General features: G+C 61.2%; 19 protein-coding genes. 5 read left to right on the forward strand and 14 right to left on the reverse strand.

What is annotated here, in order from left to right:
• Nucleotides 1-59: 59 nt before the first annotated feature.
• The 4 genes from glgC to asd all read right to left on the reverse strand — a co-directional run bounded on the left by glgC (nucleotide 60) and on the right by asd (nucleotide 7,065).
• Nucleotides 60-1,337 carry a glucose-1-phosphate adenylyltransferase gene (gene glgC / locus ACSJLU_RS23375; protein ID WP_025304566.1) on the reverse strand — a complete coding sequence of 426 codons (1,278 nt, stop codon included), beginning with the start codon at nucleotides 1,335-1,337 and terminating at the stop codon, nucleotides 60-62.
• Between the two features lie 15 nt (nucleotides 1,338-1,352).
• Nucleotides 1,353-3,335 (reverse strand): glycogen debranching protein GlgX, encoded by a 1,983-nt coding sequence (gene glgX / locus ACSJLU_RS23380; RefSeq protein WP_342096664.1) that lies wholly within the window; start codon nucleotides 3,333-3,335, stop codon nucleotides 1,353-1,355.
• A complete protein-coding gene (glgB, locus tag ACSJLU_RS23385) occupies nucleotides 3,332-5,518 on the reverse strand; it encodes a 1,4-alpha-glucan branching enzyme (protein ID WP_025304568.1) in 2,187 nt (728 codons plus the stop codon). Before glgB ends, glgX begins: the two co-directional genes overlap by 4 nt.
• Before the next feature lie 443 nt (nucleotides 5,519-5,961).
• Complete coding sequence (gene asd, locus ACSJLU_RS23390; protein WP_016930397.1) at nucleotides 5,962-7,065, reverse strand: aspartate-semialdehyde dehydrogenase; 1,104 nt, start codon at nucleotides 7,063-7,065, stop codon at nucleotides 5,962-5,964.
• A gap of 318 nt (nucleotides 7,066-7,383) precedes the next feature.
• Between asd and ACSJLU_RS23395 the strand changes: the two genes are divergently transcribed.
• Nucleotides 7,384-7,977, forward strand: a complete 594-nt coding sequence (locus ACSJLU_RS23395; protein WP_004930825.1) for a YhgN family NAAT transporter — start codon at nucleotides 7,384-7,386, stop codon at nucleotides 7,975-7,977.
• 30 nt (nucleotides 7,978-8,007) lie between these two features.
• Here the strand turns inward: ACSJLU_RS23395 and gntK are convergent, their stop codons facing one another.
• From gntK to ACSJLU_RS23415, 4 genes are all read right to left on the reverse strand, one after another.
• Nucleotides 8,008-8,535, reverse strand: a complete 528-nt coding sequence (gene gntK / locus ACSJLU_RS23400) for a gluconokinase (protein ID WP_016930399.1) — start codon at nucleotides 8,533-8,535, stop codon at nucleotides 8,008-8,010.
• Between the two features lie 101 nt (nucleotides 8,536-8,636).
• Nucleotides 8,637-9,953 (reverse strand): gluconate transporter, encoded by a 1,317-nt coding sequence (gene gntT, locus ACSJLU_RS23405; RefSeq protein ID WP_016930400.1) that lies wholly within the window; start codon nucleotides 9,951-9,953, stop codon nucleotides 8,637-8,639.
• Between the two features lie 340 nt (nucleotides 9,954-10,293).
• Nucleotides 10,294-11,289 (reverse strand): gluconate operon transcriptional repressor GntR, encoded by a 996-nt coding sequence (gene gntR, locus ACSJLU_RS23410; protein ID WP_025304569.1) that lies wholly within the window; start codon nucleotides 11,287-11,289, stop codon nucleotides 10,294-10,296.
• Nucleotides 11,290-11,582: 293 nt separating this feature from the next.
• Nucleotides 11,583-12,278 (reverse strand): pirin family protein, encoded by a 696-nt coding sequence (locus ACSJLU_RS23415; protein WP_025304570.1) that lies wholly within the window; start codon nucleotides 12,276-12,278, stop codon nucleotides 11,583-11,585.
• A gap of 390 nt (nucleotides 12,279-12,668) precedes the next feature.
• Here ACSJLU_RS23415 and ACSJLU_RS23420 point away from each other — a divergent pair, with 390 nt between their 5' ends.
• On the forward strand, nucleotides 12,669-13,184 hold the full coding sequence (locus ACSJLU_RS23420; RefSeq protein WP_049209126.1) for a GNAT family N-acetyltransferase: 516 nt from the start codon (nucleotides 12,669-12,671) through the stop codon (nucleotides 13,182-13,184).
• Nucleotides 13,177-14,358 (forward strand): P1 family peptidase, encoded by a 1,182-nt coding sequence (locus tag ACSJLU_RS23425; RefSeq protein WP_049205584.1) that lies wholly within the window; start codon nucleotides 13,177-13,179, stop codon nucleotides 14,356-14,358. Before ACSJLU_RS23420 ends, ACSJLU_RS23425 begins: the two co-directional genes overlap by 8 nt.
• Nucleotides 14,359-14,419: 61 nt before the next feature.
• Here ACSJLU_RS23425 and iolE read toward each other — a convergent pair whose 3' ends face one another.
• From iolE to iolD, 4 genes are read right to left on the reverse strand one after another with little or no spacing between them, the layout of a single operon-like run.
• Entirely contained in the window at nucleotides 14,420-15,316 is an 897-nt protein-coding gene (gene iolE / locus ACSJLU_RS23430) for a myo-inosose-2 dehydratase (RefSeq protein ID WP_019455194.1), read from the reverse strand.
• Between the two features lie 59 nt (nucleotides 15,317-15,375).
• Nucleotides 15,376-16,260, reverse strand: a complete 885-nt coding sequence (locus ACSJLU_RS23435; protein ID WP_049205585.1) for a sugar phosphate isomerase/epimerase family protein — start codon at nucleotides 16,258-16,260, stop codon at nucleotides 15,376-15,378.
• Nucleotides 16,261-16,291: 31 nt separating this feature from the next.
• Nucleotides 16,292-17,314, reverse strand: a complete 1,023-nt coding sequence (locus tag ACSJLU_RS23440) for a Gfo/Idh/MocA family protein (protein WP_342096663.1) — start codon at nucleotides 17,312-17,314, stop codon at nucleotides 16,292-16,294.
• A gap of 41 nt (nucleotides 17,315-17,355) precedes the next feature.
• Nucleotides 17,356-19,296 carry a 3D-(3,5/4)-trihydroxycyclohexane-1,2-dione acylhydrolase (decyclizing) gene (iolD, locus tag ACSJLU_RS23445; protein ID WP_342096662.1) on the reverse strand — a complete coding sequence of 647 codons (1,941 nt, stop codon included), beginning with the start codon at nucleotides 19,294-19,296 and terminating at the stop codon, nucleotides 17,356-17,358.
• 545 nt (nucleotides 19,297-19,841) lie between these two features.
• Here iolD and ACSJLU_RS23450 point away from each other — a divergent pair.
• The gene (locus ACSJLU_RS23450) at nucleotides 19,842-21,773 is read left to right on the forward strand and encodes a bifunctional 5-dehydro-2-deoxygluconokinase/5-dehydro-2-deoxyphosphogluconate aldolase (protein WP_025304577.1); all 1,932 of its coding nucleotides are present in this window, start codon (nucleotides 19,842-19,844) and stop codon (nucleotides 21,771-21,773) included.
• Nucleotides 21,774-21,976: 203 nt separating this feature from the next.
• The gene (locus ACSJLU_RS23455; protein WP_004930856.1) at nucleotides 21,977-22,813 is read left to right on the forward strand and encodes a MurR/RpiR family transcriptional regulator; all 837 of its coding nucleotides are present in this window, start codon (nucleotides 21,977-21,979) and stop codon (nucleotides 22,811-22,813) included.
• 38 nt (nucleotides 22,814-22,851) lie between these two features.
• Here the strand turns inward: ACSJLU_RS23455 and iolB are convergent, their stop codons facing one another.
• Nucleotides 22,852-23,673, reverse strand: coding sequence for a 5-deoxy-glucuronate isomerase (iolB, locus tag ACSJLU_RS23460; RefSeq protein ID WP_025304578.1), 822 nt, complete (start codon nucleotides 23,671-23,673; stop codon nucleotides 22,852-22,854).
• A 77-nt stretch (nucleotides 23,674-23,750) separates the two neighbouring features.
• Nucleotides 23,751-25,256 (reverse strand): CoA-acylating methylmalonate-semialdehyde dehydrogenase, encoded by a 1,506-nt coding sequence (locus ACSJLU_RS23465; RefSeq protein ID WP_380827163.1) that lies wholly within the window; start codon nucleotides 25,254-25,256, stop codon nucleotides 23,751-23,753.
• Nucleotides 25,257-25,785 lie beyond the last annotated feature (529 nt).

Below are 25,785 nucleotides of genomic sequence, written 5' to 3' on the forward strand. Positions count from 1 at the left end.
GCGCAAGCCATCGAACCGTTCATCGGGCGGCAGGCTATCGTTCTGCCGCCCACGTTAACTCACAATTTTGACAACATTTCGCGCGTCACCAGCACGATGCCGCCTTCCGAGCGATAAAAACGCTTGCTGTCCTCATCGGCGTTTTCCCCGATCACCATGCCCTCCGGAATGTGGCAGGCGCGGTCGATGATGCAGCGCCGCAGGCGGCAGGAACGGCCGACGTTCACGTCCGGCAACAATACGGTAGAGTCGATGGTGCAAAACGAGTTCACTCGCACGCGCGGGAACAGCACCGAATGCACCACCACCGACCCGGACACGATGCAACCGCCGGACACCAGCGAATTCATGGTCATGCCATGGCTACCGGAGCGATCCTGCACAAACTTGGCCGGCGGCAGCGGTTCCATGTGGGTGCGGATCGGCCAGGCGCGGTCGTACATGTCCAGCTCCGGCGTCACCGACGCCAGATCGAGATTGGCGCGCCAGTAGGCGTCCAGCGTGCCCACGTCGCGCCAGTACGGCGGCAAGTCGGGGTTGGACGTCACGCAGGATAAGGTAAACGGATGTGCCCACGCCGCCTGCTGCGCGGTGATTTTCGGGATCAGATCCTTGCCGAAGTCGTGGCTGGAGCCGGGGGTCGACATATCCTCCTCCAATAGCTGGAACAGGTAGGCGGCATTAAAAATATAGATGCCCATGCTGGCCAGCGACATATCCGGGTTGCCCGGCATCGCCGGCGGATCGGTGGGTTTTTCCAGAAACTCGATGATGCGATCGCTTTCATCCACCTTCATCACGCCGAATTCACCGGCCTCGCTGCGCGGCACCGGCAGGCAAGCCACAGTGCACTGAGCGCCCTTCTCGACGTGGTCGATCAGCATGCGCGAATAATCCATCTTGTAGATGTGATCGCCCGCCAGGATCACCACGTATTCGGCCTCGTAGCGGCGGATGATATCCAGGTTCTGGTACACCGCGTCGGCGGTGCCCTTGTACCAATGCTCGGTGCTGAGGCGCTGCTGGGCCGGCAGCAGATCGACGAACTCATTCATCTCCTCGTTGAGGAACGACCAGCCGCGCTGAATGTGCTGCACCAGCGTGTGCGACTGGTATTGGGTGATCACGCCGATGCGGCGGATGCCGGAGTTCAGGCAGTTCGACAAGGCGAAGTCGATGATGCGGAATTTGCCGCCAAAGTGGACGGCGGGCTTGGCGCGGGTGGAGGTCAAATCTTTCAGACGTGAACCGCGGCCGCCGGCCAGGATCAGCGCTACGGATTTAATCGGCAACTGGCGCGCCAACATCAGGGGGTCTTTATTTTCAAACCTAACCATAGCGGACTCCTTTTATTATTTCCGTACCAGTACGCAAAGCGAGCGCGCGGCCTGGTGCCAGGCGGGCAATACCGCCCGTGAGTCTTCCTGAGTGAACGGGGCGACAACCTGCCAATCGCCTTCCGGCAACCTCATCTCCGTCGTTTGCGGCGTGGCGTTGATCAGCAGCAGCCAGCGCTGCGACAGCAGGATCTGCATGAGCGGCTCGCCCTGCTCCCACTGCTGCGCGTCGAGCGCCTGCCCTTGCGCGTTCAGCCACTGCACGCTGCCGTCATCCTGCTGCCACCAGCGGTCCTGCTGCAGCGCGGGGATCTGGCGGCGCAGCGCGATCAGCGCCGCGACGTAATCGGTTAGCGCATCGTCCGCCGTGGCCCAATCGAGCCAGGTGGTGGCGTTGTCCTGACAATAGGCATTGTTGTTCCCCTGCTGGCTGTGTCCCTGTTCATCGCCGGCCAGCAGCATCGGCGTTCCCTGGGACAGCAACAGCGTACCGAGCATCGCCCGCTGGCTGGCCCTGCGGCGTTGCACAATGGCGTCGTCGGCCACCAGGCCTTCGACGCCGTGGTTGTTGCTGAAATTGCGATCGCTGCCGTCGCGGTTGCCCTCGCCGTTGGGCTGATTGTGTTTCTCATTGAAGCTGACCACGTCTTGCAGGGTAAAACCATCATGGGCGGTCAGCATATTGACGGTGGCGTAAGGCGCTCGCCCGCGCTGGTTATACAGATCGCTGGAAGCGGCAAAACGCCGGGCGAACTGGCCGAGCGACACGCCGCTCTGCAGCCAGAAACGGCGCATGTCATCGCGGTAATGGTCGTTCCATTCGGCGAAGCGGCCGGGAAACGCCCCCACCTGATAGCCACCGGGGCCAACGTCCCAGGGTTCAGCGATGAGCTTGCAGCGCGACAGCACATCGTCCGCCAGCATCGCCTGGAACAGCGGGGCATCGCGATCGAACTCCGGCGTGCGGCCGAGCACGCTGCCCAGATCGAAACGGAAGCCGTCGACGTGGCACTCCCGTACCCAAAAACGCAGGCAATCCATCACCCAGGCCACGCCTTGCGGCTGATCCAACCGCAGCGTGTTGCCGCAGCCGGTGTCGTTGACATAGTCCCCTTCGGGCGTCAGCCAGTAGTAGCTCAGGTTATCGATGCCGCTCAGCGACAGCATCGGCCCGTCCCTGTCCAGCTCGGCGCTGTGGTTAAACACCACGTCGAGGATCACCTCGATGCCGGCTTGGTGCAGCGCCTTGACCGCATCGCGGAATTCGTTCAGCGGCGTGCCCTCGGTGCTCAGGCTGGCGTAGCGGTTGTCCGGCGCATAGGGCGCCAGCACGTTATAGCCCCAATAGTTGATCAGCCCCAACCGCTGCAGGCGCGGTTCGGAGGTATGTTGCTGCACCGGCAGCAGTTCCAGCGCGGTGATGCCGAGGCGTTTGAAGTGGGCGATCATCGCCGGGTGCCCCAATGCGGCGAAGCTGCCGCGCAGCGCCGGCGGGATCTTCGGGTGCAGCAGCGTCAGGCCGCGCACGTGCGCTTCATAAATCACCGTCTGGCCCCAGGGCGTGGCAGGCGGGCGATCGTCCTGCCAGTCATACCGTTCGTCCACCACCACACATTTCGGCATTAGCTCTGCGCTGTCGTGCGGGTCCGGCTGCTCGTAACCGCCGTGCAGGTGCGGGTGGTCCCCCACCGGCCCTTCCACCGCGCGCGCGGCTGGATCGAGCGCCAGTTTGTTGGGGTTGAAACGCTGTCCGTTCGCCGGGTCAAACGGGCCGTAGACCCGGTAACCGTAACGTTGCCCCGGCCTGCCGCCCGGCAAATAGCCATGCCAGATATCGCCGCTGCGCGCCGGCAGCGGCAGGCGTACTTCGCGCTGCTGGCCGTCGAACAGGCACAGCTCCACCCGCTCGGCGTGCGCCGAGTACAGGGTAAAGTTGATGCCTTCGCCGTCGTAATGCGCGCCCAGCGGCGCGGCGAGGCCGGCCGTCAGCTCCGTCATGGCGCCTCCCGCAGCAGATAAATGGTCGCCAGCGGCGGCAGCGTTACGCAGATGGAGAAGTCGCGGCCGTGGCTGCCGACCGCTTCGGAAGAGACCCGCCCCTGATTGCCAGCGTTGCTGCCGTGATAGTGGTGCGAATCGGTATTGAGGATCTCGCGGTAGTCACCGGCGCGCGAGAGGCCGATGCGGTAGCGGTAGCGCGGCACCGGGGTAAAGTTGCTGATGGCGATCAGCTCATTGCCCTGCGAATCGTAGCGCGCGAAGGCGAACACCGAGTTATCGTGATCGTCGACCACCAGCCACTCGAAGCCGTCCGGCCGGTAGTCGCGCTCGTACAGCGGCGCCTGCTGCCGGTAGCAGTGGTTCAGATCGCGCACCAGCCGCTGCACGCCGTTATGCCAGTTATCCAACCCTTCCAATAAATGCCAGTCGAGGCTGGTATCGAAATTCCACTCGCGCCCCTGCGCGAATTCGCAGCCCATAAACAGCAGCTTTTTGCCCGGATGCGCCCACATAAACCCGTAATAGGCGCGCAGGTTGGCGAACTTTTGCCAGGCGTCGCCCGGCATGCGGTCGAGGACCGATTTTTTGCCGTGCACCACTTCATCGTGCGAGATAGGTAACACGAAGTTCTCGGTATAGGCATACAGCATGCCGAAGGTCATCTGGTTGTGGTGATATTTGCGGTGCACCGGATCGCACTTCATATAATTGAGCGTGTCGTGCATCCAGCCGAGGTTCCATTTGTAGTGGAACCCCAGGCCGTTGGCGTCCGGCGGCAGAGTGACGCCGGGATAGTCGGTGGACTCCTCCGCCAGCGTCACCGCGCCCGGCTGCGCCTGGCCAATGGTTTGGTTGGTATAACGCAGGAAGGCGATGGCCTCCAGGTTCTCGTTGCCACCGTAGTAATTCGGTACCCACTCGCCGTCGGCGCGGCTGTAGTCGCGATAAATCATCGACGCCACCGCATCGACCCGCAGCGCATCGATACCGAAACGCTCCAGCCAATACAGCGCGTTGCCCGCCAGGTAGTTGCGCACCTCGTGACGGCCGTAGTTGTAGATCAGCGTATTCCAGTCCTGGTGGTAGCCCTCACGCGGATCGGCGTATTCGTACAGCGCGGTGCCGTCGAAATTCGCCAGGCCGTAGGCGTCGCTCGGGAAGTGCCCCGGCACCCAGTCAAGGATCACGTTGATGCCCGCCTCATGCGCCGCCGCCACGAACGCCCTGAAATCGGCCGGCGTGCCGAAGCGACGGGTCGGCGCATACAGCCCCAGCGGCTGATAGCCCCAGCTGCCGTCGAACGGGTGCTCGTTGATCGGCAACAGCTCGATATGGGTGAATCCCATGTCCTTCACATAGTCGATAAGCTGCACCGCCAGCTCGCCATAGCTAAGCCAGAAGTGATTATCGGTGTGGCGGCGCCATGAGCCGAGATGCACCTCGTAGATGGCGATCGGCTGGTCAAAATCGTTGGCGCGGCGACGCGCCGGCGTCGACGGCACCCCCTCCGGCAGCGGCGCCACCAGCGAGGCGGTATCCGGGCGCATCTGCGCCTCAAAGGCGTAAGGATCGGCTTTCAGCTGGGTATTGCCGTAGCAATCGACGATTTCATATTTGTACAGCTGGCCGGCCCGCACGCCGGGCAGGAACAGCTCCCAAATGCCGTTCTCACGCCGCAGACGCATCGGATGGCGGCGGCCGTCCCAGAAGTTGAACTCCCCCACCACCGAGACGCGCTGGGCGTTGGGCGCCCAGACCGCAAAACTGACGCCGTCGATGCCATCCAGCGTAACGAGGTGGGCGCCCAGCCGTTCATAGGGACGCAAATGCGTGCCCTCGGCCAATAGCCAACTGTCGATATCCTGCAGCAGCGGGCCAAACCGGTAGGGATCGTCGACAGTCTGTTGGTGATCGCGCCAGCTGACCTGCAGCTGATAGCGGAAAGGATTTTTTCGCCGCGGCACCACGGCGCTGAAGAAACCGCGCGGATCGTCGCAGTTCAGCTGCACCAGCCGCCGGCCGGTTTGCTGTTCTACCAGCCAGACTGCGCCGGCGTCCGGCAGCAGCGCGCGCACCTGCAGACCGTTATCGGTCGCATGCATGCCAAGCAGAGCAAAAGGGTCGGCGTAATGGCCGGAGATGATCTGATCAATCACGTCACGATCGGGAAGTACAGGCATAGTCTTCTTCCTTAGATTAACAGCATGATCTAAGCACGGCTTGTTGGTTATTCCTTGGCCGTTTTGGTCATCATGCAATGCATTCGGACTCTAAAGCGTGATTGCGGTCGGTTATTGACCAATCTTTACTCTGCCGACCTGAATTTCGCTCTTTATGCTTATTTTTTGAAATATTTCAGTCATGGTGAAAAAGTGTTCACCCATGCGTTAAGCATAGCCAATGTCTGTTAAAAACTGCTCAGCATTGCTCAGGAAAATTCTTCATTAAGAAAACTGCCAGCCCGGCGGCGTCTGAATGCGGCGGCCGACGAGGCGATATGCGGGGTGGAGCCCAGTGAAACGAGGCTTGCGGTGACGTTGTCCGACGCGGTGCGCGGCGAACAAAAAGGCGGAAAATAAGGCTTTAGGGGGCTGAAATCAGCCAGCCCCCAGGAAGTGCGGGTTTACAACAGGATGCGCAGCATGCGGCGCAGCGGCTCGGCCGCGCCCCACAGCAGCTGGTCGCCCACGGTGAACGCCGACAGGTACTCTGGCCCCATGTTCAGCTTGCGCAGACGGCCGACCGGCGTATTCAGCGTGCCGGTCACCGCCGCCGGCGTCAGTTCGCGCATGGTCAGCTCGCGGTCGTTCGGGATCACGCGCACCCAGTCGTTGTGCGTCGCCAGCATCTGCTCGATTTCCGGCAGCGACACGTCTTTTTTCAGCTTCAGGGTGAACGCCTGGCTGTGGCAGCGCAGCGCGCCCACGCGCACGCACAGGCCATCGACCGGGATCACGCTGCCGGTGTTCAGAATCTTGTTGGTTTCCGCCTGGCCTTTCCACTCTTCGCGGCTCTGGCCGTTGTCGAGCTGCTTGTCGATCCATGGGATCAGGCTGCCGGCCAGCGGCACGCCGAAGTTATCGGTCGGCAGTTTGCCGCTGCGGGTGGCTTCGGTCACCTTGCGCTCGATATCCAGAATGGCGGAAGCCGGGTCCTGTAGCTCTTTCGCCACGTCGGCGTGCAGCATACCCATTTGGGTCAACAGTTCGCGCATGTGGCGCGCGCCGCCGCCGGAGGCCGCCTGGTAGGTGGCGACCGACGCCCACTCCACCAGATCGTTAGCGAACAGGCCGCCGAGGGACATCAGCATCAGGCTGACGGTGCAGTTGCCGCCGACGAAGGTTTTGATGCCTTTGTCCAGGCCCTGCTGGATCACCGCGTGGTTGACCGGATCCAGGATGATAATGGCGTCGTCCTGCATGCGCAGCGACGAGGCCGCGTCGATCCAGTAACCCTGCCAACCGCTGGCGCGCAGCTTAGGATAGACTTCGTTGGTATAATCGCCGCCCTGACAGGTAATAATGATATCGAGCGCGCTCAGTGCGTCGATGTCATACGCATCCTGCAGCGTGCCTTGCTGGCCGCCGAAGGCCGGCGCGGCAGAACCGTGCTGCGAGGTGGAGAAAAAGACCGGGCGAATGGCGTCGAAATCGCGCTCTTCCGTCATGCGTTGCATGAGAACCGAGCCGACCATTCCGCGCCAACCGATGAAACCAACGTTTTTCATAATATCTGTATCCCGCCCGGATAAGGGCTTATGTAGGTGATAACGAGTTGTGTGCAATATCTCCTCACCTTACAAAATGTCGGCGCGGGCGCAAAGTGAATTTATTCGATGGCTGAGGATTTCTCAGCAATCCTTCTTATATACCCGTCGTCTTTCAAACTGCAGCGTTGTTACCTGCACGATCGCATCCCCAGTCACTTACTTGAGTAAGCTCCTGGGGATGCGATCGCTGGGCGCCTAGCTGCAATTTGAAATCCATAGGTATAGGCAAGGACGCGGCCGAAAAGGCCGAGGCGTTTTCCCGATCACGAGGTCACCATGACAGAGATGATTTCCGCTACGGTATTGCTGTTTTTAATTATGGATCCGCTGGGCAACCTGCCGATTTTCATGTCGGTGCTCAAGCACCTGGAACCGCGCCGCCGCCGGGTGGTGCTGATCCGCGAGCTGCTGATCGCCCTGCTGCTGATGCTGATCTTCCTGTTCGCCGGCGAGAAAATTCTGGCGTTCCTCAACCTGCGTACCGAAACCGTCTCCATTTCCGGCGGCATCATCCTGTTTCTGATCGCCATCAAGATGATTTTCCCCACGCAGGAGGGGAACAGCTCCGGGCTGTCCGCCGGCGAGGAGCCGTTCCTGGTGCCGCTGGCGATCCCGCTGGTGGCCGGGCCATCGATTCTGGCGGCGCTGATGCTGCTGTCGCACCAGTATCCGCATCAGCTGCCCCATCTGGTGGCAGCGCTGTTGATCGCCTGGGGTCTCTCTGCGGCCATTTTGCTGATGTCGAACCTGTTCCTGCGCCTGCTGGGCAGCAAAGGCGTCAGCGCGCTGGAGCGGTTGATGGGGCTGATTCTGGTGATGCTGTCGACCCAGATGTTCCTGGACGGCGTGCGGGCTTACATGAAGCTGTAGGCGCCTGGCGGCGCCGACAACGGCCCGCGCTCAGCGGGCGGTAACGCGGCGAATATAGGCGAGCGTATCGGCGACCACGCCGTCCAGCGGCTGGTTGATGTCAATCGCTTGCACATCCGGCTCCTGCTCGCCCGGCTCTTCCAACGTGGCGAACTGCGAAACCAGCATCTGCGGTTTGAAGAAGTGACCTTTGCGCTGCTTCAGGCGCTCCTCGATCACCGCCTTGTCGCCTTTCAGGTAGAGGAAATGCAGGTTGCTATTCCCTTCGCGCAGGCGGTCACGATAGCTTTTTTTCAACGCCGAGCAGACCAGCAGCGACACGGGATTGGTGCGTTGCATGGCGAAGATGGCGTCGTTCAAGGCCGCCAGCCACGGGGCGCGATCGTTGTCGTCCAGCGCGTGCCCGGCAGCCATTTTGTTAATGTTGGCGCGCGGATGCAGATAATCGCCGTCCAGCATGGCGGCCTCGGCCTCGTGGGCGACAGTGCTGGCTACGGCGGATTTGCCGCTGCCGGATACGCCCATCAGGATAAATACGTGATTCTGCGGATTGCTCATTGTGTCATGCCCCTATGGGAACTGGCGCGAGCGCGCCAAATGCGTCCCAACTGATAAAGATACTCTGGAACGCCGACGCCCCGCAGGGCGCCGGATAAAGATTATACGACCGTCGCCAGCAGCAGACAGCCCACCAGGCCGCACACCGAGATGATGGTTTCCAGCACCGACCAGGATTTGATGGTTTCCATGATGCTCAGGTTGAAATACTCCTTGAACAGCCAGAAGCCCGGATCGTTGACGTGCGAGAAGATGACGCTGCCGGAGCCGACCGCAATCACCATCAGCTCAGGGCTGACGCCGGTGGTGGCGATCAGCGGCGCGACGATGCCGCCGGCGGTGATTGCCGCCACGGTGGCGGAACCCAGCGCCAGACGCAGCGCGGCGGCGATTGACCAGGCCATCAGAATCGGCGAAACGTTGCTGCCTTCCATCAGGCCGGCGATGTACTGCTCGACGCCGCTGTCCACCAGCACCTGTTTAAAGGCGCCGCCACCGCCGATGATCAACAGCATCATCGCGATGATTTTAATCGAGTCGGTGATGGTGCCCATCACTTCATCCATGGTGCGGCCACGGTTCAGGCCGAAGGTGAAGATGGCGATCAGCACGGCGATCAGGGTCGCCATCACCGGGTCGCCGAAGAACTCGGCGAAGCGCAGCAGGCTGTGGCCCTTCGGCAGCACCATTTCAGCGACCGCGCGCAGCGCCATCAAGATCACCGGCACCAGCGACGTGGCAACGCTGACGCCAAAGCTCGGCATCTCCGCGTCGGTAAAGGTTTTCGGGTTGTACAGGCCTTCCGGCACCGGCTTGTCGATGCCTTTCAGGAAGCGGGCATAGACCGGACCGGCCAGGATCACCGTCGGGATCGCCAGCAGCGTGCCGTACAACAGGGTTTTACCCATGTCGGCATGGAAGATGGTGGCGATGGCGGTCGGGCCTGGGTGCGGTGGCAGGAAGCCGTGGGTCACCGACAGCGCGGCGGCCATCGGCACGCCGACGTACAGCAGCGGAATGCGTGCGGAGGCGGCGATGGTGAACACCAGCGGCAGCAACAGCACGAAGCCCACTTCGTAGAACAGCGCGAAGCCGACGGTGAAGCCGGTCAGCACCACCGCCCATTGAATGTGTTTTCTGCCGAACTTGTCGATCAGCGTGGTGGCGATGCGCTGTGCGCCGCCGCAGTCCGCCAGCAGCTTGCCGAGCATGGCGCCGAAGCCCATGATCAGCGCCAGGCTGCCCAGCGTACCGCCCACGCCGGCCTTGATGGAGCCGATGACCTTATCGACCGGCATACCCTGTGCAATCCCGACCGCCAGGGCAACCAGAACCAGAGAGATAAAGCCGTTCAGCTTGAAGCGGATCATCAGCAGCAGCAGCAGCGCTACGCCGCCTGCAACAATCACTAATGGCATAGTTTTTCTCCAACCTTTTATCGCGACTCTCTTTACGATAGGCGTAAAGCGTGCGGTTGTTTTATTTTTAGGCTCTTTCCCGGTGTTTAAGAAGAGCTGTAGGTGTTGTTGAGTCAGAGGTTCAGTCTTGCAGCAAGATGACCGCACACTCGTTGTTACCGGTATCATGATACCGGTAACAACATGAGCGCCGGAACCGGGTAAGCGGCTAAAATTCGCGTTCTGGGACAGAGATCAAACTTATGTCGGCAACGAGCGGCGGGCTTACAGGCGGGATAACCCGCGCGCCTCAGGGCGCGCTGCAAAAAGAAAGGGTGTTAAAACAGAACGTTAAAATGGCTCAGATACTGCCACCGGGGATCACGGTGAAACCGACGTCCACCATGCGTGGGCATACCGTTTCACCGCGCAGCCGGGCCAGCAAGCGCTCGGCGCCGATCTGCCCCATGCGTTCACGCGGCGTCAGCACGCTGGCCAGCTTCGGCACCATCACCTGGCCGATGTCATGGCCGTGGAAGCCGGCGATCGCCATGTCCTGCGGGATCGACAGCCCCTGCCGCTGGCACTCGAAGGCCGCGCCGATCGCCAGGTCATCGTTGGTGCAGAAGATACTGTCGATCTGCGGATAGTCGCGCTGCGCCACGCGCAGCAGTTCACCGCCGGCGGAATAGGAGGAAGATCGCGCGGTCATGATGCTGTACGGCTCCAGGCCGGATTCACGCATCGCCTGCTCATACCCCTGCTGCTTGATGATGGTACGTTCATCCTGACGGGCGCCGAAATAGACCACGTGACGGTGGCCGTGCGCGATGATCTGCTGGGTCATCTGGCGCGCCGCCTCGAAGTTGTTGAAGCCCACCGCCAGATCGATGCACGGCGAGACGCAGTCCATCAGCTCCACCACCGGAATGCCCGCCACCTCGATCATTTTCAGGGTGCGCGGCGTGTGATGGCGCTCAGACAGGATCAGGCCGTCGATATTGTAAGACAGCAGCGAGGTCAGACGTTCTTCTTCACGCTCCGGCAGGTAGCCATAGTGCGCCAGCATGGTCTGGTAGTTGTGCGCGTCGGTCACGCTTTCGATGCCGCGCAGCACTTCGGCGAACACCTGGTTGGTCAACGACGGCAACAGCACGCCAATCGCCCGGCTGGTGGCGTTGGAGAGGATGTCCGGCGCGCGGTTGGGGATGTAGCCCAGCTCATCCAGCGCGACGGCGATTTTTTGCTGCAGGGCGACGGAAACCTGGTCGGGATTGCGCAGATAACGGCTCACCGTCATCTTGGTCACGCCCACCTTGTCCGCCACATCCTGGAGTACCGGCCGTTTTTTCTTCATTATCAATGAACTGACTAACCATGAATGGGCAGTCATTTTAGCAAAAAAAACGGCGGGCCGATATTGTCGGTTATGCGACGGCCAACGCAAAAAGGGCTCACATAGTGAGCCCTTCATACGCAGACAAAGGGGAAAAAGCGTGGTTTCTCCCCCTTTGTGACGATCAACCGAAAATCAATAAATTGATTTTCCTTGTTTTTATATGTTTTGCCGGCGTTAAGTCAGGCAACGTCGGCAGGCGAATCACTCACCTCAAGGGCTCACACCGTGAGCCCTTGATATTTACCGCTTAATCACACCGGCGGCAGATCGAACAGCAGGATTTCGCTCTCTTCGTCGGCCTGGATCGTCAGTGCCGATTCATCCCACACCGCGAACGCGTCGCTGATGCCGGCGGTCTGGCCGTTGACCGAGACCTTGCCGCGCACCACCTGGATCCAAACGCGACGGCCGGCGGCGATCGGGCATTCCCCCTGCTCGCCTTTATTCAGCGCCCAACGCGACAGCGTCATATCCTGGAACACCTTCAGCGAGCCGTCACGCGCATCCGGCGACAGCACCAGCTGACGGCCCTGCGGCGCGTCGAACATGCGCTGCTCATAGCGTGGCTCAAGCCCGACCTGATCCGGGATGATCCAAATCTGGTACAGGTGCAACGGACGATCCTGATTGGCGTTGTACTCGGAGTGACGCACCCCGGTGCCCGCACTCATGATCTGGAATTCACCGGCCTGGATCTGCTCCTTGTTGCCCATGCTGTCCTGATGTTCCACCGTGCCGCTCAGCACGTAGGTCAGGATTTCCATGTCTTTATGCGGGTGAGTACCGAAACCCTGCCCTGCATCGATCATATCTTCGTTGATCACCCGCAGCGCCGAGAATCCCATAAAGTTCGGATCGTAGTAATCGGCAAATGAGAAGGTGTGCCAGCTATCCAGCCAGCCATGATTGGCGTGGCCGCGGTCTTCCGCTTTACGTACATAAATCATATTCAACTCTCCTCAATGTTTTTTTACAGTCTAGTCCTGCCAGAAGAATAAGAAAGCGTAAAAAACTCATGCCTCTGTTCAAAAATTTCGATGGAATGAAACAGCGGATGGGCAGCGGATTTGTTGAAGGCGGAAACGGCTGAAAAAAGGGCAAAAAAAAAGCCAGCACCCGAGCTGGCTAAGTAAACACTGGAAGCAATGTGAGCAATGTCGTGCCTTCGCAGCGAGAGTATCAAGGGTTGATGCCCTCCCCGGAACGCATCGCAATAATAATCATTATCATTCGCACCTGTAAAGCGTTTTTTTTGACCCGTTGAAATAATATTGACTCAAGGCAGTAAACGGATAAATTCAGAGGTTATTCAACCGGTAAGCAAAAGGAGCAGCGACATGAGCGAGATCGTGATACGCCACGTGGAAACAACGGATGCGCAAGCCCTGCATCATCTTTATTCGCAGACGCCCGTCTACCGCGATACGCTGCAGCTCCCGCTACCGTCCGTCGAGTCCTGGCAGAAGCGACTCGCCAATCCCGAACCGGGCACGCATAACCTGGCGGCCATAATCGACGGGCAGCTTGCCGGCCAGTTGGTTGTGATGCTGAATCAGCGCGTTCGCCGCCGCCACGTCGCCACCTTCGGCATCGGCGTCGATCCGCGCTACCACGGCAAAGGCGTCGGCAGCCGCCTGATGCGGGCGATGATCGACCTGTGCGACAACTGGGCCGCCATCGAGCGCATCGAACTGACGGTGTTCACCGACAACCCGGCCGCCATCGCGCTATACCGCAAGTTCGGCTTCGAGATAGAGGGCACCAGCCGCGGCTATGCCATGCGCGATGGCGTGCTGGTCGACGCCTACCATATGGCGCGTTTGCGTTCCGGGCAGCCGCACGGCGATGCGTAATATTCCCCACCCGCAGGGGCCGCTGTGCCGGCCCCTGCATATCAACCGCCGAACCTTTTTACACGCGCTGGCCGGCCTGACCGCCGCCGTCGGCATATTCTCTCCTCTCACCCCATTAGGTGCCGCTATGCCAACTTCCGCCGCCGGGCGTCCAGGCTCCCGCAACCTGATTACCGATGTGCCCGGCCTGAAGGTCGGCGTGGCGCAGGACAGCCGAGTGCGCACCGGCGCGACGGTGATCCTGCCGGACAGCCCGGCGATTGCCGCCGTGGACGTGCGCGGCGGCGGCCCCGCCACCCGGGAAACCGACGCGCTCGGTGAGGACAATTTGGTACAGACCATCGATGCGCTGACGTTCAGCGGCGGTTCGGTTTACGGTCTGGCGGCGGCGGATGGCGTCGCAGCCTGGCTGGGGCAACAGGGTAAAGGCTACGCACTGCGCCCAGCACCCGGCGTGCCGGTCTCCCCTATCGTGCCCACCGCCTGCCTGTACGATCTGGCCAACGGCGGCGACAAAAACTGGCAGCTCACGCCGCCGTATCGCCAGTTGGGCATCGAGGCGGTCGGCAAGGCCGGCCTGGACTTTCCGCTGGGCACCGTCGGGGCCGGCTACGGCGCCATGACCGGCATGGGCAAGCTGAAAGGCGGCCTCGGTTCGGCGTCGATCGTGGCCACCAACGGCGCTACCGTCGGCGCGCTGGTGGCGGTCAACAGTTTGGGTGCGGTGGTCGCACCCGGCACCCGCGCCTTCTGGGCGACGCCTTATGAAATTAACGGTGAATTTGGCAACGGCGGCGCGGCGGCGCTGGCGCAACTGCATGCGCAGGGTGAAGACGGGATGGTGCAAGAGCCGCAGGGCGGCAGAAAGAACACCACCCTGGCCTGCATCGCCACCGACCTGGCGCTGACGCGAGTGGAGTTGAAACGGGTGGCCATCATGGCGCAAGACGGTATGGCGCGCGCTATTCGCCCGCTGCACAGCCCGTTTGACGGCGACGTGGTGTTCGCCCTGTCCACCGGGCAGCGCGAGGTACAGGGCAGCCGCGAACTGGCGGTGCTGCAAATCGGCGCGCTGGCGGCGGATACCCTCGCTCGGGCGATCGCCCGTGGCGTGCATGCCGCCACACCATGGCCAGGCAGCCAGGTCGCAACCTGGCAAACGCTCGGCGGCTAACGCGCCGCCATCAAAAAAGGGGCGCTGGCAGCGCCCCTCGATCTTTATTCACCCTTACCGCTTAAATACCGGCGGTTTCCCGAATATAGCGGCGCGCTTTCACCGCATACTCGAACGGGTTGGCCAGCGCCGGATCCTGCTCGGCCTCCACCACCATCCATCCCTTGTAACCGCGCTCGTCCAGCAGCTTGAACACCGGCCTGAAGTCGATCACGCCATCACCCGGCACGGTGAAGGTGCCCTTCTTCACGCCATCGAGGAAGCTCAGCTTGTTGGCCTTCACTTCCGCCACCACCTCATCGCGCACGTCCTTCAGATGGACGTGGTTGATGCGCGGCAGATACTTCTCCAGGATCGCCATCATCGCCTGCTGGCTGCCTTCCGAATAGTAGGCGTGCCCGGTATCGAACAACAGGTAAACGTCGTCGTTGACCATGCTCATGTAGCGATCGATTTCGGCGGTAGTCTGAATGCCAGTACCCATGTGGTGGTGCAGACACACCTGCATGCCTTTGCCGGCGGCGATCTTCGCCAGCTCGTTGTAACCGTCGGCCACGCGCTGCCACTCTTCATCGCTGAAATACGGCTTCTCTTCGAACACGCCTTTGGTGGTGCCCTGAATGCTCTTGCTCTGCTCGGAGCAGCCAATCACCCTGGCGCCCATGGCATGCAGGAAATTCATGTGGTTGATAAATTCATCGATGGTTTTGTCTTTTTGGCCGTCGGCGAAAAAGGTGCTGAACCAGGCGTTGCAGATCTGAATGCCGCGAATATCCAGCATCGGTTTCAGCACCGCCGGATCGCGCGGGTATTTGCTGCCCACTTCGCTGCCGGTGAAACCGGCCAGCGCCATTTCGCTGACGCACTGCTGGAAGGTGTTTTCCTTGCCCAGATCGGGCATGTCGTCGTTGGTCCAGCCGATTGGCGCGATGGCCAATTTCACGTTGTCTTTATTCATGGTCTGCCTCGGTCCTTGGAGGGCCGCCGGTGCAAATGACGCCGGCGAGCCAAATAAGATTATTTGCCCAACAGCTCTCTTTCGATGCGCTCTCTGGTCGCCACCGCCTGGCTCGGCATCTTTTCCGGATAGCCGAACAGCGAGGTGCAGATGATCGATTCGCCGCCGGCCTTGAAGCTGCGGTTGGCAAATTCCATGTCGCGCAGCGTCTGGAACAGGGCGTCGAAATTCACCTCACCTTCGCCGATGCCGACGTGCTGATGCACCGCGGCGTCAACGCCCGGCGGATTGACGATATAACGGCAATGCTTGGTGTGATTCATGGTGTCGGCAATCAGCACGTGGGAAAGATCGTCCCCGGCGTACTGCAACATGCCGGCCACATCGCCCTGCCCCTTGTCGTAGTAGAAGGTGTGCGGCACGCTGTAGAGGTATTTGACGTGGTCGCTGCGCAGCGATTTCACCAGATCGGCGGTTTCGTTACTCAGCTCGCAGAAGTCCCACGGGTGCGACTGGATCTCCATACGGATACCTTCACGCTCGATGATCGGCAGCAGCTCCTCCATCGAGCGATACCACAGCTCCTCGCAGATCTCCGGCTCGTTGGGGTTGCCGGCCAGTTCGGTGTTGATCACCTGCACGCCCATTTCCACCGCGATCTCGATCATCCGTCGCCAGTTTTTGACCGCCGCCTGGCGGCGATCTTCGCCCGGCCCGGACCAGCGATACACCACGATAAATGAGGAGATCTCCACGCCGGTCGCTTTCAGGGCGTTTTTATACTCCGCCATGATTTCGCGGCTGGCCTTCGGATGCTTGTAAAACGGGTTGATCTGCGGGTGCGGCGACTGCTCGATGTATTTATAGCCCCAGTCCGCCACCTGCTGAACCATTTTGGTCACGCCCAAATCCCGGATAACGTCGACATCAAAAGCGATCTTCATGGTCACTCCTCTGCAATCATGGGTACGGGGTTCAAGCCGATGGCTTGTTGTAAAACGCCGGGCGCGCCGGCAGGGTCACCGGTACGATCTCACCGCTGAGCTGGGCCGCCACACAGGCGTCGGCGGTCACCGCGGCGGCGTAGCCGTCCCAAGCGGAAGGCCCGGTCAGCTTGCCCGCGGCCACGTCATTGATGAACCCCTGCAGCTCGACGTCATAGGCGTCGATAAAGCGATCTTTCCAGTCGGTCAGGATTTCGGTCGACAGGCGGGCGCCGCTGCGCATCTGCACCGAGGACGGCTCCGGCAGTTTGGCGATGCCGGTTTCCCCCACCACTTCACACTGAATGTCGTAGCCGTACTGGCAGTTGACGAAAATTTCGACGTCGATGCGCGTACCCTTGGCGGTTTCGAACAGCACAATCTGCGGATCTTTCAGGTGCGGGAACGCCTTCGGGCTCTTGCGCGGAAACACCACCTGCACCGACACGTAGTCGTCGTCGAGCAGCCAGCGCAGCACGTCGATTTCGTGGATCAGGGTGTCGGTGATCGCCATATCGGTGGTGTAAGCCTCGCCGACCGTCGGGTTGCGGTGCGCGCAGTGCAACATCAGCGGTTCGCCAATCTGGCCGCTGGTCAGCACCTGTTTCAGCGCGCGATAGCCCTGGTCATAGGGGCGCATAAAGCCGACCTGCACCAGCCGCTTGCCGTGCTTCGCTTCGGCATCGACGATGTTCTTGCAGCCCTGCGCGGTCACCGCCAGCGGCTTCTCGCAGAACACCGGTTTGCCGGCGGCGATGGCCGCCAGCACGAATTCTTCGTGGCTTGGCCCCCAGGAGGTGACCAGCACCGCCTGCACGTCGGCGGCCTTGATCAGATCGTGGCCGTTGTCATACACCCGCGCATCCAGCTGCAGATCGCTCACCACCTTGGCGGCGTTGTCGCGATTGATGTCGTTCACCGCCACGACGCGGGCGCCCTGCAAAACTTTGCTGCAGCGACGGATATGATCGCGGCCGATGGCGCCGGTGCCGATAACCCCAATGTTCAATGTCATTTTCGCTACCCTCTGGAAAGTGTGTTGTGTTCGAAAACGAATCAGTAATCGCGCGCCTTATCGATGTTTTCCTGCAGCTTGCGCGCCACTGCGACGATTTTCTCGCTGTCGGCCACCTGAGCGCCGCCCACGCGCCACCAGCTGAGATACTTGTGCACCATGGTCTTCGGCAGCACCTTGATGTCCAGCAGCGTGGACACGGTCTGCCTGCGGGCGTCGGCCAGCGCATCGAGCAGCTGCTGCTCGGTGGTGACGCGATAGGTTTTACAGCCGTAAGCCGCCGCCAGCATGGCGAAATCGACCGGCACCAGTTTGCCGTCGAGCTTGCCGCCCTCTGGATTGCGGAAGCGGAATTCGGTGGTGTAGCTGTCCATGCCGTGTTCCATCTGCAGGTTGTTGATGCAGCCGTTGGTCATGTTGTCGAACAGCACCACGTTGATCTTGCAACCTTCCTGAATCGAGGTGACCAGTTCGGAATGCAGCATCATGAAGGCGCCATCGCCCACCATCGCGTACACCTCACGCTGCGGCTCGGCCAGCTTGACCCCCAATGCGGCGTTCACCTCGTACCCCATGCAGGAGTAGCCGTATTCCACGTGATAACCGTGCTCGCCGCGGTTATGCCACACCCGCTGCAGATCGCCCGGCAGGCTGCCGGCGGCGGCCACGATCACGCTGTCCGGCGGGAGCTCGCGGTTCAGTACCCCCAGCACCCGGCTTTGCGTCATCGCCGAGTCGGTCTGAGCGATAAATTCGGCGAACACCCGCTCGCGATCGAGGTGATCGTCGATCTCTGGCACAAAGCCTGCGCCGCTGTATTCCACCGCGTAAACCCGCTCGGTCTCTTCATGCTGGGCAGCGCGCGCCGCGGCGATGGCGTCGCCCCAGCCGGCGCGGTACTCGGTTTGCGTCAGCAGCGCGCCCAGTTCGCTCAGGGCCTCGCGGGCGTCCGCCAGCACCTGCACGCCGTCGAGCTTGCCGGCGTCGAAGGCGCTGACGTTGATATTGAGGAAGCTGACGTCCGGGTGTTGAAACAGCCATTTAGACGAGGTGGTGAAATCGGTGTAACGGGTGCCGACGCCAATCACCAGATCGGCCTGACGGGCCAGCGTGTTGGCCGCCAGGCAGCCGGTTTCGCCGATGCCGCCGAGGTTGAACCCATGGTCACTCGGCACCGCGCCTTTGCCGGCCTGGGTCTCGGCGAACGGAATGCCGAAGCGCTCGGCGAATTCGCGCAGCGCCCGCCCGGCCTGCGAGTATTTCACGCCGCCGCCGCACACCAGCAGCGGTTTGCGTTTGGCCGTCAGCAGCGCCAACGCGTCCGCCAACATGCCGTCGGTCGCCGGACGGCGATCGAGCCGGTGCACGCGTTTTTGGAAGAAATAGTCGGGGTAGTCGTAGGCTTCCCCCTGCACGTCCTGCGGCAGACACAGCGTCACCGCGCCGGTTTCCGCCGGATCGGTCAACACGCGCATCGCATTGATGCAGGCGCTCATCAGCTGTTCCGGTCGCACGATGCGGTCCCAGTATTTGCTCACCGCGCGGAACGCGTCGTTGGTGCTGATGCTGAGATCGTAAGACTGTTCGATTTGCTGCAGCACCGGGTCGGGCTGGCGGGAAGCGTAAACGTCGCCCGGCAGCAGCAATAAAGGAATGCGGTTGGCGGTGGCGGTGGCCGCGGCGGTGATCATATTGGCGGCGCCGGGGCCGACCGATGAAGTGCAGGCGTAGATCTGCCGGCGCAGTTTTTGTTTGGCGAAGCCGATCGCCGCATGGGCCATCCCCTGCTCGTTGCGGCCCTGATGCACCCGCAGATCGCCGCTATCCTGTTCCAGCGCTTGCCCCAGCCCCAGCACGTTGCCGTGGCCGAAAATCGCGAAAATACCCGCGACGAATTTGGTTTCCACCCCGTCGGCCAGCAGATACTGGTTATCGAGAAATCTGACGAGCGCCTGCGCCATGGTTAGCCTGATCTTGCCCATTTACTCACCCTTTAGATTGAGGGCCGCCCCGGAAAGGGCTCGCGCCGAGCCGACAATCCCGTGTTTGTATTACGCGGCGGCAGCTATTATCTTGAGCAGGCGATGCCCGCTGCTCACGAAGTCGACAACCTGAAACGTGAAGCGATTATAAACAAATATATTTTTCATAAAATCACATTACAGAAGAAACATTTCATTTTGCGATAAAGATCGCATATTACATGAAAAGCCCGTTTCATCTCGTGATTCAGCCTTTACTGGCTTCGCGCCGCGCACCGGCCGATAACAACCGTTACCACACGGGCTGACAGCCTTTTATCCTGATCTAACCCCCTTTTCTGCGCGCGCCCGGTCGCCGTCTTATGGCCGCTTCATCGGCTTTTCCCGTTCTCCTGTCGATGTTTTAAACGCATCACATTTTCGGGGTGTAAATTTCATTCTATATTGAAATTGAAATTTTCATTCCCCATACTATCCCCATGCTTCCTGCAGGGCGCCACGCTCGGGCCGCCGCCGGAGTTTTGCTTAAACAGAAGGAAACGGGTATGGCTACACAAGAAAAACAGCTTGATGTCATTTGTCTCGGGCGCATCGCCGTCGATTTCTATGCTCAGCAGATCGGCGCGCGGCTGGAAGACGCCGGCACATTCGCCAAGTACCTCGGCGGATCTTCCGGCAACGTGGCCTACGGCACCGCCATTCAGGGGTTAAAATCCGGCATGCTGGCGCGCGTCGGCGATGAACACATGGGCCGCTTTCTGCGCGAAGAGCTGCAGCGCGTCGGGGCCGATACTCGCTGCCTGATCACCGACAAACGTCGGTTAACCGGCCTGGTGATCCTCGGCATCAAGGATCAGGAAACCTTCCCGCTGATCTTCTACCGCGAAAACTGCGCGGACATGGCGCTGACGCCCGACGACATCGACGAGGCCTACATTGCTTCCGCGCGCGCGCTGGCCATCACCGGCACGCACCTGTCGCACCCGAACACCCGCGCCGCGGTGCTGAAGGCGCTGGAATACGCGCGCCGCCACGGCCTGCGCACCGCGCTGGACATCGATTACCGCCCGGTGCTGTGGGGGTTGACGTCGCTGGGCGACGGCGAAACCCGCTTTGTGGAATCGGATCAGGTAACGCGCGAGCTACAAGAGGTGCTGCACCATTTCGATCTGATCGTCGGCACCGAAGAGGAATTTCATATCGCCGGCGGCAGCACCGACACGCTGACGGCGCTGAAAAACGTGCGCCGGGCCACGGCGGCCACGCTGGTGTGCAAGCGCGGCGCGCAGGGCTGTTCGGTGTTCGAAGATGACATCGCCGACGACTGGGAACAGGTGAAGCTGCACGCTGGTGTGCGAGTGGAAGTGCTGAACGTGCTGGGAGCCGGCGACGCCTTTATGTCCGGCCTGCTGCGCGGCTACCTGAACGATGAGGGCTGGGATCAGGCCTGCCGCTACGCCAACGCCTGCGGCGCATTGGTGGTCTCGCGTCACGGCTGCGCCCCGGCCATGCCGACCAAACGGGAGCTGGATGACTATCTGCAGCGTGAACAACAGGTCACGCGCCCGGACCGCGACGCACGCCTGAATCACCTGCACCGGGTCACCACCCGCAAGCAACAGTGGCCGGAATTGTGCGTATTCGCCTTCGATCACCGCAAGCAGCTGGCGGACATGGCGCGCGAAGCCGGCGTCAGCGAGGAACGCATTCCGCGCCTGAAAACCCTGCTGTTAACGGCGGCGCAACAGGCTGCCGCGCAGGCCGGCCTCAACGGCAACAGCGGCATTCTGGCCGACACCACCTACGGGCAGGCGGCGCTGAACGAAATCACCGGTCAGGGATGGTGGATTGGCCGGCCGGTGGAGCTGCCCAGCTCGCGCCCGCTGCGCCTGGAGCACGGCAACATCGGTTCGCAATTGATCGACTGGCCGCAGGAGCACGTGGTGAAGTGCCTGGTGTTTTATCATCCGCACGACGCGGCAGAACTGCGCCGCGAACAGGATGAGCTGATCGCCGACGTCTACCGCGGCTGCTGCAAATCCGGCCATGAGCTGCTGCTGGAAGTGATCCTGCCGGACGGCAACGCCGACAAGGACGAGCGCTATTACCTGGAGATGATTGAACACTTCTACCGGTTGGGCATTCAGCCGGACTGGTGGAAACTGCCGCCGCTGAGCGCGGAAAACTGGCAGCAGGTCGGTGCGCTGATCGACGCCTACGATCCCGACTGCCGCGGCGTGCTGATCCTGGGGCTCGATTCCCCAGAGGCGGTGCTGAAGGCGGGCTTTGCCGCCGCCGCAGATGCGCGCTGGGTGAAAGGTTTCGCCGTCGGCCGCACTATTTTCGGCCAACCTTCGCGCCGCTGGCTGCAGGGGGAAATCGACGACGCGGCCCTGATCGAGCAGGTGAAACAAAAATACCTGACGCTGATCGGTTTCTGGCGCCAGTACCGTCCACAGGCGGGCGGCACGCACTGACAGCGAGAGCAGGTTCACGTCCCCTTAAGGCCATTTCGCCGCTTTAAGGGGATTTTTTTGCCCATTTTCTGTGAAGTCGCGCAATGTGCGATCGAATAAATCGCTTTTTGAGGAAATGAAATTTCCGCTCCGTCTGTTAAAATACCCTGTCAATATTTCAGGCGTCAGGCCAATGCGCCTTCACCCCACTGCGAGCCGAATGGATGAACAACCCAACTCAACTTTCGCTGTTACAGGACGAGATCCGCCACCGTTATGAAACGCTGAGCAAGCGTTTGAAACAGGTGGCGCGCTATATTTTGGATAACAGTAACAGCATCGCTTTCGATACCGTTGCCTCCATCGCCGCACAGGCCAGCGTGCCGCCTTCCACCCTGATCCGTTTCGCCAACGCCTTCGGTTTCAGCGGCTTCAACGAAATGAAGCAGGTGTTCCGTCAGCATCTGATGGAAGAGACGGTGAACTATACCGAGCGCGCGCGCCTGTTCCGCCAAACCTCCACCGACGACAACGTCGCGCCAGAGAAGCCGGCGGAGATTCTCAACGTATTCACCATGGTCAACGCGCAGGCGCTGCAGCAGCTGGCGATGCAGATCGCTCCCGAGCAGCTGGATCGCGCCGTCGAGCTGCTCAACAACGCTGAAAACATCTACGTGATCGGCCTGCGCCGCTCGTTCAGCGTCGCTTCCTACCTCACTTATGCGCTGCGCCATCTGGAGCGCCGCGCGTTTCTGATCGACGGCCTGGGCGGGATGTTCACCGAACAGCTGAGCATGGTGAAACCGAAGGACGTGGTGATCGCCATCAGCTATTCGCCATACGCCCGCGAGGCGGTGGAACTGGTGGAATTGGGCGCCAAGCGCGGCGCGCAGCAGATCGCCATCACCGACAGCCAGGTCAGCCCGCTGGCCGCCTTCAGCGACGTCTGTTTCGTGGTGCGCGAAGCGCAGGTGGACGGGTTCCGCTCGCAGGTGGCTTCGATGTGCCTGGCGCAGACGCTGGCGGTCTCGCTGGCGCTGAATAACGCCCGGGACGAGTAAGGCTGACAAAAAAGCCCGGCAAGCCGGGCCTCAGGCGCTTATTGCGCGGCGGGATAGCCGTCGCCGTTAATCCAGGCGTGGTCTTTTTCCCAGGTGAATTTCCACTGCCGCACCGGCCCGGCCATCACGTTGAGGTAATAGTTGTCGTAACCCGCCAGCGTCGCCACGGGGTGATAACCGCGCGGCACTTTCACCACGTCACGATTGTAGACCGGCATGCACTCATCGAGCGTGCGATCGTCGGTATAGACGCGCTGCATGCAGAACCCCTGCTCCGGCTGTATGCGGTGATAGTACGTCTCTTCGAGATAGGTTTCGTGCGGTGAGTCTTCTTGATCGTGCTTGTGGCTCGGGTAGGAGCTGGTATTGCCCTCGTCGGTGTAAACCTCCACCACCAGTAGACTGTCGGCCGGCTCACTGTCCGGCAGAATGTTATGCACCAACCGCTGGTTACGCCCCTTGCCGCGCCGCTCCACGCCGATATCCGCCGGCGTAATCAGCCGTGAAGGCAGGTGGCCGCTGCCGGGCGCGCTGCACACCGCCAGCTCCAGATCGGTTTCTGCCCGCACGTCGATGCGATCGTGGTGCGGCACATACACTGCGTAAGGCGGCGTACGTTCGAACGGGCTCATGCGTTTACCGATATGCGGGTATTCGGCGCGCAGCGTGGCGACGGAGGCGATACCGGCAACCAGCACCAGGCACAGTTCCTGGTCGCCGCATTCCAGCTGCAGCGACTGCCCGGCGGCCAGGCGGTAAACGTCAAAGCCGACATAGCGCCAACCGGCATTTTCCGGCGTCACGTGCTGAATACGCCCCTCGGCATTCGGCGTCTGACATTTGGCAAGCAGTGAAGACATCTCGATTCTCCTGTTAATGACCCGTGCAAAGGCCGCTGCCCCGAAGGAGCAACGGCCTGGCCTGAATATGACAGCGCTTAACCCAGCGTCGGCATGCTGAATTCGGACACCGTCTGCTGCCCGGCCGGCCAGCGTGCGGTGGCGGTCTTCATGCGCGTGTAGAAGCGCACGCCGTCGGTGCCGTGCACGTTCAACGCGCCGAACACCGAGCGCTTCCAGCCGCCGAAGCTGTGGAACGCCATCGGCACCGGCACCGGCACGTTGACGCCGACCATCCCGGCCTGCACTTCCTGCACGAACTGACGCGCGTAGTGGCCGCTGCCGGTAAAGATGGCGCTGCCGTTGCCAAACTCATGGCCGTTGACCGTGTCGATGGCGGTGCGATAGTCCGGCACCCGCACGATGCCCAGCACTGGCCCGAAGATCTCTTCGCGGTAGATGCGCATATTCGGCTTCACATGGTCGAACAGCGTGCCGCCGACGTAGTAGCCTTCAGGGTAGCCCGGCACCTGATAATTGCGGCCGTCGGCCACCAGGGTTGCGCCTTCTTCCACGCCCAGATCGATGTAGCCCAGCACCTTTTTCTGGTGGGCAGACGACACCAGCGGCCCCATTTCATTCTCTTCGCCACCCTGCTGCAAGCCCGGCCCGACGCGCAGCTGCGCGATCAGCGGCTTCAGTTTGGCGATCAGTTTGTCGGCGGTATCGTCACCGACCACCACGGCGATCGGCAGCGCCATGCAACGCTCACCGGCGGAGCCGAACGCGCCGCCCATCAACGCGTTGACCGTGGCGTCCAGATCGGCGTCCGGCATGACGATCGCCTGGTTTTTCGCCGCGCCGAAGGCCTGTACCCGCTTGCCGTGCGCGCTGGCAGTGGTATAGATATGTTCCGCCACGGTGGAGGAACCGACGAAGCTCACCGCCTGAATGCGCGGATCGGTGCACAGCTGCGCCGCATCTTCATTGGCGCAGTGCACCACGTTGAACACGCCGTCCGGCAGGCCGGCGTCTTTCAGCAGCTCCGCCAGGCGCACCGAGGCCGAAGGCACCAGCGCCGGCGGCTTGAGGATAAAGGTGTTGCCGCAGGCCAGTGCGATGGGGAACATCCACATCGGCACCATCGCCGGGAAGTTGAACGGGGTAATGCCCGCCACCACACCCAGCGGCTGCATCAGCGAGAAGCTGTCGACGCCGCTGCCGACGTCCGGCGAATACTCTCCCTTGATCAGATGCGGGATACCGCAGGCGAATTCGACCACTTCCATGCCGCGCGTCAGTTCGCCCAGCGCATCCGAATACACTTTGCCGTGCTCGCTGACGATAAGCTCGGCCAGCTCGTCGCGGTGTTGTTCCAACAGCGCCTTGAAATTGAACATGATGCGCGCACGGCGCAGCGGCGTGGTGCGCGACCAGTCGGCGAACGCCCGATGCGCCACGTCGATGGCCTGTTTGACTTCGGCGGCGGTGCTCTGCGTGACGCGCCGCTCAACCTGCCCGCTGGCTGGGTTGTGCACGTCGATGGTTTGATTGCTGCTGCTCAGGCACACCTGCCCGTCAATAAAATTACCCACGGTTTTCATGTCACGCCCTCTTTTCAAGTCCGCTATCGCCAGGCCACTCACAGGCGGCGCGGCGTTAATCGTCCCGCTCGCCAAACTCCGTCGGCAAGCCGGCTAAATCCTGACCGGATGCAGCAAACTCTATTTCATTGAAAAAAAAGTTTCAAATAAATTGTTTTGAAAAATTTGTTTTTAGTGCGTGAGGTCGCAATTTTGCGGTGTCGATCGGATTGGCGCTTTCATTGTCGTGCCAGGGAAAGCACAACAGCGGCGGAGAAAACAGAGCTAATACACACTGACTTTGCTACAGAAAACCCGCACTGAGCCTGCTCTGCCGTCGTTACCGTCCGCCCCCGAACGCCCAAGGCGCCTGGCGCAGAGGTGACGGTTTTTTTTGAACTGGATCTAAAAATCAATATTCCATTATTCACTAATTATGAAATAAATGTTCTTGTTTGTTCCAGCATTTATCGACGACATCGCCTTGATGACAGGCACGGTTCACACCCTTCCGCTCGCCCTCTTCCCGACACCCCGACCGTGCGGACGG

Source organism: Serratia bockelmannii (genome assembly GCF_051803255.1).
GTDB classification, from domain to species: domain Bacteria; phylum Pseudomonadota; class Gammaproteobacteria; order Enterobacterales; family Enterobacteriaceae; genus Serratia; species Serratia bockelmannii.